Consider the following 12,790-nt stretch of genomic DNA (forward strand, 5'->3'; position numbering starts at 1 on the left):
TGGTGATGAAAATACTGTTCGCATTATCTTTGCTGCTGATAATTACTGCGCAGCTGGCTGCCTGTAATACGATGCAAGGACTTGGTAAGGATGTTCAGCGTGGTGGCGAAGCCATTGAAAGAACTGCTAAATAAATGGAATGAAAAAATTTGAACAGCTTCGGGGGATAGTTGCACCGCTGGATCGTGCAAATATTGATACAGACGCGATCATTCCCAAGCAATTTCTGAAATCAATCAAGCGTTCAGGTTTTGGCCAGAACCTGTTCGATGAATGGCGTTATCTTGATTATGGTGAACCGGGAAAAGATGCTGCATCGCGTCAACTTAATCCGGATTTCATACTTAACCAATCACGCTATCAAGGGGCTAAAATTCTTGTTACACGCGATAACTTTGGCTGCGGATCCAGCAGAGAACACGCTCCCTGGGCTTTGCAGGATTACGGCTTCGCTGTAATTATTGCGCCAAGTTTTGCTGATATTTTTTACAATAACTGTTTCAAGATTGGTCTGTTGCCAATTGTACTGGAGTCACCTATTGTTGACAGATTGATCAGGGATGCTCTGACAGTGGATGGTTATCAACTAGAAATTAATCTGGAAGCACAAACCGTGATGGCTCTATCCGGTGAGACTTACTGGTTTGAGGTTGATCATTTCCGTAAACATTGCTTACTTAACGGGTTGGATGAGATTGGTTTAACTCTGCAGCATGCCGACAGAATCAGAAAATTTGAGATAAATCGAAGAAATGAGCAGCCTTGGCTATTTTTGTAACAAGAAATGAAGGCAGGTTGAGTGTATGAAAATTGCATTGTTGGCAGGGGATGGTATTGGCCCTGAAATTGTGGCACAAGCCGAGCGCGTGCTGCTTTATTTTAAACAAGAAGGATTAAAAATCGAGCTGGAGCCCGGTTTACTGGGTGGTTGTGCAGTAGATGCAACAGGAAAGCCTTTTCCGGAGGCAACACGTAAACTGTCTGTTGAAGCCGATGCCATATTGCTTGGGGCAGTGGGCGGAATTCAATACGACAATCTGCCTCGCGAAAAACGGCCAGAGCAAGGGCTGCTGGCTATTCGTAAGACACTTGGCCTGTTCGCCAATCTGCGGCCGATAGTACTCTATCCCGAGCTGGTAAATGCATCGACTCTGAAACCGGAGATTGTGACCGGGTTAGATATTTTGATTGTACGTGAATTAACCGGTGATATTTACTTCGGAAAACCGCGAGGTATCGAATACAGAGATGGGCAGAAAGTGGGATTTAATACAATGATTTATTCTGAATCAGAAATCAGGCGTATTGCTCATGTTGCATTTCAGGCAGCGCGCAGGCGAAGTGGCAGATTATGCTCGGTAGATAAAATGAACGTTCTGGAATGTACGCAATTATGGCGTGATGTGGTAACAGAAACTGCACAATCCTATCCGGATGTTACGCTCTCGCATATGCTGGTAGATAATGCAGCAATGCAACTGGTACGTAACCCTAAACAATTTGATGTAATCGTTACGGGCAATATGTTTGGCGATATTTTATCAGACGAAGCATCCATGCTAACGGGTTCAATTGGAATGCTTCCGTCAGCCTCTCTGGATGACCGAAACAGGGGTCTGTATGAGCCTATTCATGGATCTGCGCCGGATATAGCCGGTAAAAATATTGCCAATCCACTGGCGACTATTTTGTCCGCAGCGATGATGCTGCGCTATTCTTTTAATGAGGAGACAGCTGCATCACGAATTGAAAGCGCTGTTCAAAAAACACTGAAACAAGGTTATCGCACCGAGGACATTTATGAAACAGGCTTAAGGAGAACAGGTACCGTGGAAATGGGGGATATGGTCCTGGCAAATTTGCAATCCCAGTGATCTTTCATTTCTGTTTATGAATCTGCCTGTTTTACTTTTTTCTTCTGATTTTTGGATAATACGCCGGATAGCAAGCTGTCGAGTACAGCGCAATATTAAAACTATTTTTTGTAAAAGGCTAAGTGAATTACATGAAACGGGTCGGGTTTGTCGGGTGGCGGGGTATGGTGGGTTCCGTGCTTATGCAACGGATGCGCGAGGAAGATGATTTTTCATTAATTGAACCTGTATTTTTTTCAACCTCCCAGGCAGGTGGGGAAGGTCCGGATATTGGTGGGAATACAGGACCACTCAAAGATGCTTATGATATTGCTGCGCTGCAGGAAATGGACATTATAATTTCCTGTCAAGGGGGGGATTATACCAACGATGTCTTTAAGAAACTTCGTGACTCAGGCTGGCGGGGTTACTGGATTGATGCTGCTTCTGCTCTCAGGATGGATGATGATGCCGTTATTATTCTTGATCCTGTCAATCGTTCGGTTATCGATGAAGCGCTAAACAAAGGTGTTAAAAACTATATTGGTGGTAATTGTACGGTCAGCCTGATGTTAATGGCTGTGGGTGGCTTGTTTGATCAGGACATGGTTGAGTGGGCGAGCATTATGACCTATCAGGCAGCATCGGGTGCCGGTGCTCAAAATATGCGCGAGCTGTTGCAGCAGATGGGAGAAACCCACAATGTTGCAAAAGATTTACTGGATGATCCTACTTCCAGCATTTTGGATATTGATCGTAAAGTTGTTGAAAAAATGCGTAATGAAGAATTTCCCGCTCAGAATTTTGGTGTTCCGTTGGCAGGCAGTCTTATTCCCTGGATTGATCGCGAGGTGGCATACGGACAAAGTCGGGAAGAATGGAAAGGGCAGGCTGAAACCAATAAAATTCTCGGGCATGCTGATCACCCGGTGCCAGTCGATGGAATTTGTGTACGCGTTGGAGCCATGCGCTGCCATAGTCAGGCGCTAACGATCAAACTGAAAAAAGACATTCCTCTGGAAAGAATTAAGGAAGTAATTGCTGGATCCAATGAATGGGTGCGAGTCATCCCAAATGAAAGGGAGGCTACTACCAAAGAACTTACCCCAGTGGCGGTAACCGGAAAATTGGATATACATGTCGGACGCATACGCAAATTGAATATGGGGAATGAATATCTTTCTGTTTTTACTGTAGGAGATCAGTTATTATGGGGCGCCGCAGAACCACTGCGCCGGATGTTGCGTATTCTGATCGAAGAAGACAAGGCTGCATAGAATACTAAGAATTTCATATTTTTCTCAATCTCGAACCGTCTTGCTATAGATAAGATGACCTTCGCTTTCTGACATAAATTGCCATCCATATTTTGTATCAGAGAGTTCGGGTAACAATGAAGGATATTTGTGTGAAGATAATTGATTTCAGAGCAAAAGGTATTTCTCCAGGCGTTTTATCCAAAGTGTTTTTGATTGGTATGCTTGCATCTGCCTGGATGGTGCAGGCTGCCGGCTTGGGTAAGTTGACCGTAAGCTCATATTTTGGGCAACCTCTCAATGCAGAAATAGCTCTGGAATCTGTAACAGATAAAGAGATCGATTCGCTATCAGCCCGACTTGCTTCGCCCAAGATTTTTCAGAAAACTGGTGTCAATCTGGCCCCCTATCATGCAACGTTGTCTGTATCTGTTGAAAAGCGAGCCGATGGGCGCCCCTATATCCGTATAAGCTCATCACAGGCAATCAACGAGCCGTTCCTCAATTTGCTCATTGAGCTTAGCTCTTCATCGGGGCATCTGTTACGTGAATATAATGTTCTGCTTGACCCCGCTGAAACACAAAAGGCAGCATCCGCTGAGCCGGTTGTGCAATCCGATAGAGATAAGACAGGAAGTGTTGCCGCAACAACTGTACCCGGAAAGACTCTATTATCCGTTGAGACCACTCTCCCCCCTGCTCAGACGGGTGGTATATATGGCCCGGTTATTCGAGGAGATACCCTGAGTAGAATTGCGCGACAAGTATCGCCTGACAGCGTTAATCTTAACCAAGTGCTGGTTGCGTTGTACCGTGCCAATCGTGATGCTTTCCTCGAAAGAAACATGAATTTGCTTAAAGTGGGTGTCATTCTGCGTATTCCTGATGAAAGCGAGATCTCGTCTGTTACCACAAAAGAAGCTTCTCGTGAAATTGCTGTACAGAAAGAAAGCTGGAATGATTATCGACAGAAAATTGCAGACCTGGCTGATAATTTTTCAGAAAAATCTGATCTAAAACAATCTCAAACAGGGAAAATTACAACTGTCTCCGGAGAATCTTCTGTTATCGGATCCAATAAATCCGAGGAAGTTTTGATTCTCTCAAAAGGAGAGTTACTTAGCGATAACCATCTGCTTGCTAAAAAGGCAGAAGACAGAACTGCCCAGAATTATTTGTACATGATGGAAGAGGATGCAATTGCGAAAGAGCGCGCCTTGCAGGAAGCAAATGAGCGAGTGGCTATTTTGGAGCAGAATGTTGCGAAATTGCAGCGTCTACTTGAATTGAAAGGCTCGACTCTTGAGAGCAAAGCCGGAATTGAACTGGAGCATACGCAGCATATACCTGACCTGCAGGCAATTTCAACTCCTGCCAAACAGGCTGATATCGCAGTCGTTGGGGACTCAGCTGAAACTCTTGGTTCTGTTGCAGGAGCTTCAGAAAATTCAACTCCTCCGATTACTATTCCGGCTCAATCAGTCAAGCCGGCTTCATTATCTAAGCCACTCCAACCTGTCAGTCCTGAATCTGGTGAATCAGATTTAATGGATACATTGTTGCAACATGTAGATAAAAACAGCAAATGGGCTGCCGCAGGATTGGGAGTATTGCTGGTGATTGCGTTGGGCGCATCTTTAATTTTCCGTAAAAGAAAGCAATTCGGGGACCCGGATTCCTCTGACATATATGATTATGCCGAGAAGGACGATAAATCGATGTCTTCGGGGATGGCCAAGATCACATCTGTTGATGAGCATATAGAAAAACCGGACGAAGAATTGATTCAGCGCACGGTCAGTACATCAGAATCGGGTGATTTCAATTTGACTGATACTGCTGGCAATCAGGCTGATGTCGATCTTGATTTGTTCTTCGGTGGTAAACAGGAAGAAAAAGCAACCAAGCCTCTTTTCTTCACTGCGGATTCTGTCAGTCAGACTTATGCGGAAAATGAAACAACGCTCGATGAATCGAATGAGCTGAATAATGAGATTAAAACCAGCACGATAGAACCTGATCCGGCTGAATGCCAGAAGGGGGCTCTTATTGGTGCCGAAGAGGATGTTGAACGTAAAGAAGACGAGACAAGTAAGCAATGGATTTTTACATCTTACGACGATGCCCTGGAAGAAAAATCTGATCTTGCGCAGGCACAAGATCATAGTGAAGTGCGTGCATCATCTCATGATGCGGAACATCAAATTGATTTTGATCTGAAATTATCTGAAGAAAAGGAATCCACCAAAGATTCTCAGATGATGGATGAATTGCCGGAATTAAGTTCCACGCTGGCAAACATTGATCTTGATCTTGGAGATGAGCCTGGTGAGAAGCCGCAAGCCGTCAATGAAAGCTCTGAAGTTGGTACAGATATGCAATGGCGGGAAGTCGCAACCAAGCTTGATCTGGCCAGGGCCTATCTCGAAATGGATGATAACGAAGGTGCCAGAGATATTCTGGAAGAAGTGTTGCGTGAGGGTGATCACGAACAACAATCTGCCGCCCGTTTTATGCTAGACAAAATCAGCTGAAGCCAGACGGATATAGCCTACCGGAAGCTATCCTGATTGAGTATTTTCTTGTATTCCCATATTTATTGGGAAATTGTTCATGAAGGATAAAGTATTCCTTTATGAAGATCTGTGAAGATTGTCCTGATTCTGGAATATGATGGCCGTGGCTATTGTGGCTGGCAAAAGCAACCTGATCGCATTTCTGTTCAATCCCGGCTGGAAAGCGCTTTATCGCGCATAGCAAGCAGTCAGATACAAGTTGTTGCGGCAGGACGAACAGATGCAGGTGTGCATGCATTGTGTCAGGTCGTACATTTTGAAACGCATGTCATCCGCCCTTTAACAGCTTGGGTAAGAGGAGCTAATGCACTACTGCCGGATGATATTTCAGTATTGTGGGCTTCGGAAGTTAATGATGATTTTCATGCCCGATTCAGCGCAACCGAACGTACTTATCTGTATTATCTGTTGAGTCGGCCTGCTCGTCCTGGAATTTTCCAGGAGAAAACAGGGTGGACCCACTATTCGCTTGATCTCGAAAAAATGCAGACGGCAGCAAGATTTCTGATTGGCGAGTATGATTTCAGTGCATTTCGCTCAGCAGAATGTCAGGCAAAAAATGCGATACGAAAGCTTATCAGGCTGGATATTAGTCAAAGTGAACAATTTTTTGTTTTTGAATTTTGTGCTAATGCGTTCCTGCATCATATGGTTCGAAATATTCTTGGGGCATTGATTTATATTGGCCAAGGAAAGCATCCTCCTGAATGGATGCAGGTACTTCTGGGGAAGCGTGACCGCACACTTGCTGCGCCAACATTTGCACCGGATGGATTGTATCTGGCTGGCGTTCGATACGATGCCAGATGGAATTTGCCTACTTTTAACGTAATCCGGCCAGAGAATGTTATAAATATGATTGCAGACTTTAAATATTCACAGAATTGGGCTGGCTTGCGTTAAAAGGAGGTCTGGTGCGTATTCGTGTAAAAATATGCGGCATTACCCGGTTAGAAGATGCAGTGACAGCTGTACACCATGGGGTGGATGCTATCGGCTTTATTTTATGGCCTCAGAGTGAACGATATATTTCACCAGAGGAAGCTGGTCAGATTGTGAGATACCTGCCTCCATTTGTGCAGGCTGTAGGGGTATTTGTAAACCCTGATAAATCCTGGGTAGAAGTGGCCAGTGCAGCAGCTGGACTTGATCTTTTGCAGTTTCATGGTGATGAATCGCCGGATTTCTGCAGTCAGTTTCATTTGCCGTATATCAAGGCTGTTCGTGTCCGGGACGGATTGGATTTGTTACAATACGCGCAGTGTTATGAAGGATCCAAAGGACTGCTACTGGATGCTTATGCTGAGGGAAAACCCGGTGGAACAGGTCACATATTCGACTGGAAGCTGATTCCCTCGGGGTTGTCGTTACCCTGGATACTCTCAGGGGGTCTTCATTCAGACAATGTTGTCGATGCGATTGAACAGACTCGTCCATTGGCAATTGACGTTTCAAGCGGAGTTGAAATTGCTAATGGCATAAAAGATGCAGGCAAAATTTCTGTTTTCATGAAAGGAGTAAGATCTTGTGAAAATGTATGATCTTCCCGATAAACGTGGCCATTTTGGTCCGTACGGTGGTACGTTCGTGGCTGAAACCCTGATTTCAGCCTTGGATGAGCTTTGTAAGCAATATGAGTATTATCGTGGTGATGCCGAATTTCAAACGGAATTCTTTCGTGAGCTTAAACATTATGTTGGCCGCCCCAGCCCCATTTATCATGCCAGACGTTGGTCGGATCATCTGGGTGGTGCACAGATTCTGCTGAAGCGTGAAGATCTTAACCATACAGGTGCACATAAAATTAACAATACGGTTGGCCAGGCGTTGCTTGCAAGGCGTATGGGGAAAAGTCGTATCATCGCTGAAACGGGTGCTGGTCAGCATGGAGTAGCCAGTGCCACTGTGGCCGCCCGCTATGGTATGGAATGTGTCGTGTACATGGGTTCTGAGGATGTCAAGCGACAGGCAACCAATGTTTATCGTATGAAGTTGCTTGGGGCTACAGTCATACCAGTTGATTCAGGTTCGCGCACACTTAAAGATGCATTGAATGAAGCCATGCGTGACTGGGTGACCAATGTTGGTAACACCTACTATATTATTGGTACTGTTGCGGGGCCACATCCTTATCCGATGATGGTCAGGGATTTTCAGGCGGTAATCGGGAATGAAGCCAAGCAACAGATGCAGGAAGAATATGGTAGACAACCAGATGCTCTGATTGCATGTGTAGGCGGCGGTTCAAATGCCATTGGCCTGTTTTATCCTTATATTGGGGAAGAAAACGTTCGAATGATTGGTGTAGAAGCTGCGGGCAAGGGAATCGATACGCAGAAACATGCTGCCACCCTGGTAACGGGCAGGCCGGGTGTTTTACATGGTAATCGTACCTATCTGATTCAGGATGAAAATGGCCAGATCATCGAAACACATTCAATTTCGGCTGGCCTGGATTACCCGGGAGTAGGACCGGAGCATGCCTGGCTTAAGGACTGCGGTCGTGCCGAATATGTCGCTATAACAGATGGTGAGGCTTTGGCTGCATTTCATGCTTTATGTCGCTTCGAAGGGATTATGCCGGCTTTGGAATCCAGCCACGCTCTGGCTTATGCAGCCAAACTTGCGCCAACACTGAGAAAAGATCAGCTCCTCCTGGTGAACCTGTCAGGTCGCGGGGACAAGGATATGGCAACGGTGGCACAGCAATCAGGTATTTCGCTTTAACCGAATGTCTGATAGATCTCATTATATTTTGATTTTTCGGATTATCTGTTAAATGAATCGTATTGAATCTGTTTTTTCCCGGCTCAAGTCACAAGATAAAGCTGCACTTATTCCTTTTATCACGGCAGGTGACCCTGACTCAGCCACAACAGTGGCGTTGATGCACCAGCTGACACGATCCGGGGTTGATTTGATTGAGCTTGGAGTCCCTTTTTCTGATCCCATGGCCGATGGGCCTACCATACAGCGTTCCTCGGAGCGCGCACTCAAACACCGTATCAGCCTGAAAGATGTACTTGCTATGGTGGCACAATTCAGAAAAATGAACCAAAGCACACCGGTTGTCCTGATGGGTTATGCCAATCCAATTGAGACCATGGGGTATAAACGTTTTGTGGAAGAAGCAAGCCATTCCGGGGTAGATGGCGTCTTGGTAGTTGATTATCCACCAGAGGAAAGCGCTGAATGGGTGCGACACCTGAAAGATCAGGGCATCGATCCAATTTTTTTACTATCACCTACAACCCCGGAATCACGTATCAAGCATGTTGCAGAACTTGCAAAAGGATATGTTTATTATGTTTCTCTAAAAGGTGTAACGGGCGCTTCACACCTTGATCTGCAGGATGTCAGCAGTAAATTGTCTCAGCTTCGTGCGCATATCAGGATTCCGATCGGAGTGGGTTTTGGCATACGAGACGAACAGACAGCCAGGAGCATAGCTGAACGGGCGGATGCTGTAGTTATAGGTAGCCGTATTGTGGAGGAAATTGAACACTCCCAGGCAGCTGATTTGCTGTCAAATGTAGGTGCTCTGGTAGAATCGTTGCGGCATGCAATTGATGCAAGATCCAATCACTCTTCTGACATAGGGTAGTGATATATGAGCTGGTTTGAAAGTATCATTCCCCCTAAAATCAAGCGTAAGGAAAACGGTGAAAAAAAAGCTGTCCCGGAAGGCTTGTGGAGCAAATGTGCAAGTTGCGAAGCTGTTCTTTACTGCACGGATCTGGCCAAAAACCTGAATGTTTGCCCCAAATGTGGTTACCATAATCGTATTTCTGCGCGCAAACGTCTTGAGTTTTTACTGGATCCACAAGATCGCCACGAACTTGGCATGGATATCCTTCCACAAGATCCTCTGAAATTTCGTGACAGCAAGCGATATACGGACAGATTGAGTGATGCGTATGAAGTTACCAGTGAAACTGATTCACTGGTGGTCATGCGAGGCAGTATTAAGTCGATCCCGGTTGTTGCTGCTGTTTTTGAGTTTGGTTTTATGGGCGGATCGATGGGTTCCGTAGTTGGTGAGCGCTTTGTACGTGCCGTGAAAGCCTGTGTGACACATCATCTTCCTTTCATCTGCTTTAGTGCGAGTGGAGGGGCACGTATGCAGGAGGGTTTGTTTTCGTTGATGCAGATGGCAAAGACAACTGCAGTACTGGAGCAGTTAAGTCGGGAGAAATTACCATTCATTTCTATACTGACAGACCCCACAATGGGAGGGGTGTCAGCAAGTTTCGCATTTATTGGCGATATTGTGATTGCTGAACCAGGTGCATTGATTGGTTTCGCCGGCCCACGTGTTATTGAGCAGACTGTGCGTCAAACATTGCCTGCCGGTTTTCAGCGAGCAGAATTTCTGCTGGAACATGGTGCCATTGATCTAATTATTGATCGTCGTGAAATGCGTGATCGATTGGCCAACCTGTGTACATTGCTGATGCGTATCCCGGTTCCTGTTTCACCACCTGTTATATCAGCTGATTGAACCTGGTTTTTTCTGAAATTTGCTATTACCTTTTGAATAACGGCGGTATTAACTAAAAGGGATAATGTGAATCTACTACTTGCTGTCATGGTGAGCGTCTATTTTACTTTATTTCTTCCGGATCGATGATGGATGTCCGATCAATGACTTTAGATGACTGGTTGCTCTATCTTGAAAAACTTCATCCAAAGGCAATTGATATGGGTCTGGAGCGGGTGAAGAAAGTAAGAGATGCTTTGGGATTGATGCCCAAATTTCCTGTTATTACGGTTGCTGGTACAAATGGCAAAGGCTCAGTTTGTACCATACTCGAATCGATACTTGGTTGTGCATCCTACCGGATAGGCTGTTATACATCACCACATTTACTGCATTATGGCGAGCGAATACGGATTGATCAGCGAGCAATTACTGACGAGGTTTTGTGTGGTGTATTTGCTGAAATAGAATCTGTACGTGAATCAGTCCAGGTTACGCTGACTTATTTTGAATTTGGTACCTTGGCCGCTATGCTGATATTTGTGCGGGCGCAAGTGGATGTGGCCATTCTGGAAGTAGGATTAGGCGGCCGGCTTGATGCAGTTAATGTATTTGATACGGATTGCGCCATCCTGACCAGTATCGACCTGGATCACATGGATTATCTTGGATCTACTCGGGAAGCCATTGGCCAGGAAAAAATTGGTATCTTCAGGCCAAATAAACCGGCAGTTTGTACTGAACCGGATATACCAGCCGGTCTTCTTCCAAAAATGCAGGCAACGGGAGCCTTACTATGTTGCATCAACAAAAACTTCGGCTATACACAGGATAATCTGCAATGGTGCTATGAAGGAGTGCGCCGCTATAACTTGTCATTGCCAGCGCTTAAAGGGGAATATCAGCTGCAAAATGCAAGTGCTGCTCTGGCAGCACTGGAGGCTATGGAAGGAACATTGCCTGTTCCAATGAATGCCATACGACGTGGCCTGGCTGAGGCAACCCTGGCGGGCAGATTTCAGATAATTTCAGCAAGGCCTGCGATTATTCTGGACGTGGCGCATAATCCGGCAGCCGCTCGCAAACTACTGGCTAATCTGGAAGCTATGCCAGTAAAAGGATGTACTTATGCAATCGTGGGCATGCTGAAAGATAAGGATATGGCTGGCACGATCCGGGTGCTGAAGAACAATGTGGATCACTGGTTGATAGCAGGTCTGGATGTGGCGAGAGGCGCAACAGGGAATGAAATACTAAAGGCACTTAGAGATGCCGGGATAGAAGAACAGGAGCGCGTACGTGTATTTCAGAATGTACAGAGTGCCTATGTTTACGCGCGTGAACATGCCAGTAGTGATGATAGAATATGCGTTTTTGGATCGTTTCATACCGTCAGCTTGATATTGAAGAATCATGGCGGGACGGTTTCTTAAAGGTAGACAGGTATAAAAAATGACCAGCAGCGTCAATGAAGAAGAGATTTCCCTGAGGAAGCGTGCCAGAAAGCGCCTGATCGGTGCTATCTTGCTCGTTATTGTGTCGGTAGTATTCTTGCCCATGATTCTTGATGATGAACCTCAGCAAGAACAGCAGGAAATTGATATTCAGATACCTTCCGAAGAGCTGACTGCTGAAGCTTACCCTTGGATGACACCGGAAAATGCAACGTCCGATGATGAGGCAGAAGTTCCTGGGGAACTGGATAAACCATTACCTTTCAGTGATCCTGAGCGTTCCGAGAAAATTGAAAATAGTGGATCGGGTGATAGTGGTTTCAATGGAATACCGATTCCTGCCAGGAAGCCGGTGTTGGCAAAATCAGCCCCAGCTATTCAAGGAAAAACTTCCGTTGTTCAGGAAAAAGTACCTGTAAGTGATAATGTAAAAATACAAGACGGTTCATTTGTCATTCAGCTGGGTGCATTCTCTGATGTTTCTAAAGCCAGACAGCAACAGCAAAATCTTGTCTCAAACGGGGTAAGGGCATATACCGAAACAATCAAGGTTGGCAGTAATGAAATGACTCGAGTACGGATCGGACCTTTTCCTACGCGAGAAGCTGCTGAAGCAGAGCATGAACGGTTGAAAAAAATTGGATTGAGTGGTGTAGTGACAACCAGATGACGATTTTCGACTACATTGTTATCGGAATCATATCTTCCTCAGCTTTATTGAGTGTCACGCGCGGACTGGTACATGAAATCGTATCCCTTCTTGCCTGGATAATTGCCTTCTTTGTTGCCAGTCGTTATTCAATAAATGCTGCCCCTTTGTTATCAGACTGGATCGTGAATGAATCCATTCGCCTGTTGACAGCTTTCAGTGTGATGTTTTTTGTTGTTCTTCTGGTAACAATGCTCGCATCCAGGCTGCTATCTGTTCTGGTGAGGGGAGTAGGGCTGGGCCTGATAGACAGAATGCTGGGCGCGCTGTTCGGAATCGTGCGTGGATTGGTGATCATATTGTTTCTGATAACAGCAGCCGGCTTTACTCCACTTCCACAACAACCCTTCTGGCAGCAGGCGGTATTGAGTGAACCCCTGGAAATAATGGCGGCTGACGTAATCCCCTGGTTGCCCCAGGATTTCAGGAATCTTATTGGTTTTGCCAAGTAATTTGAGTTCA

13 protein-coding genes are annotated in these 12,790 nt (G+C 45.6%); all 13 read left to right on the plus strand.

Annotated elements, in window-relative coordinates:
- Positions 1-5: 5 nt before the first annotated feature.
- The 13 genes from ABF86_RS01370 to ABF86_RS01430 all read left to right on the plus strand — a co-directional run bounded on the left by ABF86_RS01370 (position 6) and on the right by ABF86_RS01430 (position 12,780).
- On the plus strand, positions 6-134 hold the full coding sequence (locus tag ABF86_RS01370; protein WP_074455615.1) for an entericidin A/B family lipoprotein: 129 nt from the start codon (positions 6-8) through the stop codon (positions 132-134).
- 5 nt (positions 135-139) lie between these two features.
- A complete protein-coding gene (leuD, locus tag ABF86_RS01375; RefSeq protein WP_074455614.1) occupies positions 140-778 on the plus strand; it encodes a 3-isopropylmalate dehydratase small subunit in 639 nt (212 codons plus the stop codon).
- 25 nt (positions 779-803) lie between these two features.
- Positions 804-1,874: a 3-isopropylmalate dehydrogenase gene (gene leuB / locus ABF86_RS01380; protein ID WP_011634222.1), complete on the plus strand. Its 1,071-nt coding sequence runs from the start codon at positions 804-806 to the stop codon at positions 1,872-1,874.
- Positions 1,875-2,005: 131 nt separating this feature from the next.
- Positions 2,006-3,130 carry an aspartate-semialdehyde dehydrogenase gene (gene asd / locus ABF86_RS01385; RefSeq protein WP_074455613.1) on the plus strand — a complete coding sequence of 375 codons (1,125 nt, stop codon included), beginning with the start codon at positions 2,006-2,008 and terminating at the stop codon, positions 3,128-3,130.
- 131 nt (positions 3,131-3,261) lie between these two features.
- The gene (locus ABF86_RS01390) at positions 3,262-5,643 is read left to right on the plus strand and encodes a FimV/HubP family polar landmark protein (RefSeq protein WP_256201516.1); all 2,382 of its coding nucleotides are present in this window, start codon (positions 3,262-3,264) and stop codon (positions 5,641-5,643) included.
- Between the two features lie 111 nt (positions 5,644-5,754).
- A complete protein-coding gene (truA, locus tag ABF86_RS01395; protein WP_074455611.1) occupies positions 5,755-6,588 on the plus strand; it encodes a tRNA pseudouridine(38-40) synthase TruA in 834 nt (277 codons plus the stop codon).
- Between the two features lie 11 nt (positions 6,589-6,599).
- Entirely contained in the window at positions 6,600-7,226 is a 627-nt protein-coding gene (locus tag ABF86_RS01400; RefSeq protein ID WP_074684497.1) for a phosphoribosylanthranilate isomerase, read from the plus strand.
- A complete protein-coding gene (gene trpB / locus ABF86_RS01405) occupies positions 7,213-8,412 on the plus strand; it encodes a tryptophan synthase subunit beta (protein WP_218117864.1) in 1,200 nt (399 codons plus the stop codon). The genes ABF86_RS01400 and trpB overlap by 14 nt, the downstream gene beginning before the upstream one ends.
- Positions 8,413-8,464: 52 nt before the next feature.
- Positions 8,465-9,289: a tryptophan synthase subunit alpha gene (gene trpA / locus ABF86_RS01410; protein WP_074684498.1), complete on the plus strand. Its 825-nt coding sequence runs from the start codon at positions 8,465-8,467 to the stop codon at positions 9,287-9,289.
- 6 nt (positions 9,290-9,295) lie between these two features.
- Entirely contained in the window at positions 9,296-10,186 is an 891-nt protein-coding gene (gene accD / locus ABF86_RS01415) for an acetyl-CoA carboxylase, carboxyltransferase subunit beta (protein WP_074455607.1), read from the plus strand.
- Between the two features lie 125 nt (positions 10,187-10,311).
- Entirely contained in the window at positions 10,312-11,598 is a 1,287-nt protein-coding gene (gene folC, locus ABF86_RS01420; protein WP_074455606.1) for a bifunctional tetrahydrofolate synthase/dihydrofolate synthase, read from the plus strand.
- A 19-nt stretch (positions 11,599-11,617) separates the two neighbouring features.
- On the plus strand, positions 11,618-12,289 hold the full coding sequence (locus ABF86_RS01425) for an SPOR domain-containing protein (RefSeq protein ID WP_074455605.1): 672 nt from the start codon (positions 11,618-11,620) through the stop codon (positions 12,287-12,289).
- Positions 12,286-12,780 (plus strand): CvpA family protein, encoded by a 495-nt coding sequence (locus tag ABF86_RS01430; protein ID WP_074455604.1) that lies wholly within the window; start codon positions 12,286-12,288, stop codon positions 12,778-12,780. Before ABF86_RS01425 ends, ABF86_RS01430 begins: the two co-directional genes overlap by 4 nt.
- The last annotated feature ends 10 nt before the right edge of the window (positions 12,781-12,790 follow it).

Source organism: Nitrosomonas sp. GH22, assembly GCF_009833115.1.
Classification (GTDB): domain Bacteria; phylum Pseudomonadota; class Gammaproteobacteria; order Burkholderiales; family Nitrosomonadaceae; genus Nitrosomonas; species Nitrosomonas eutropha.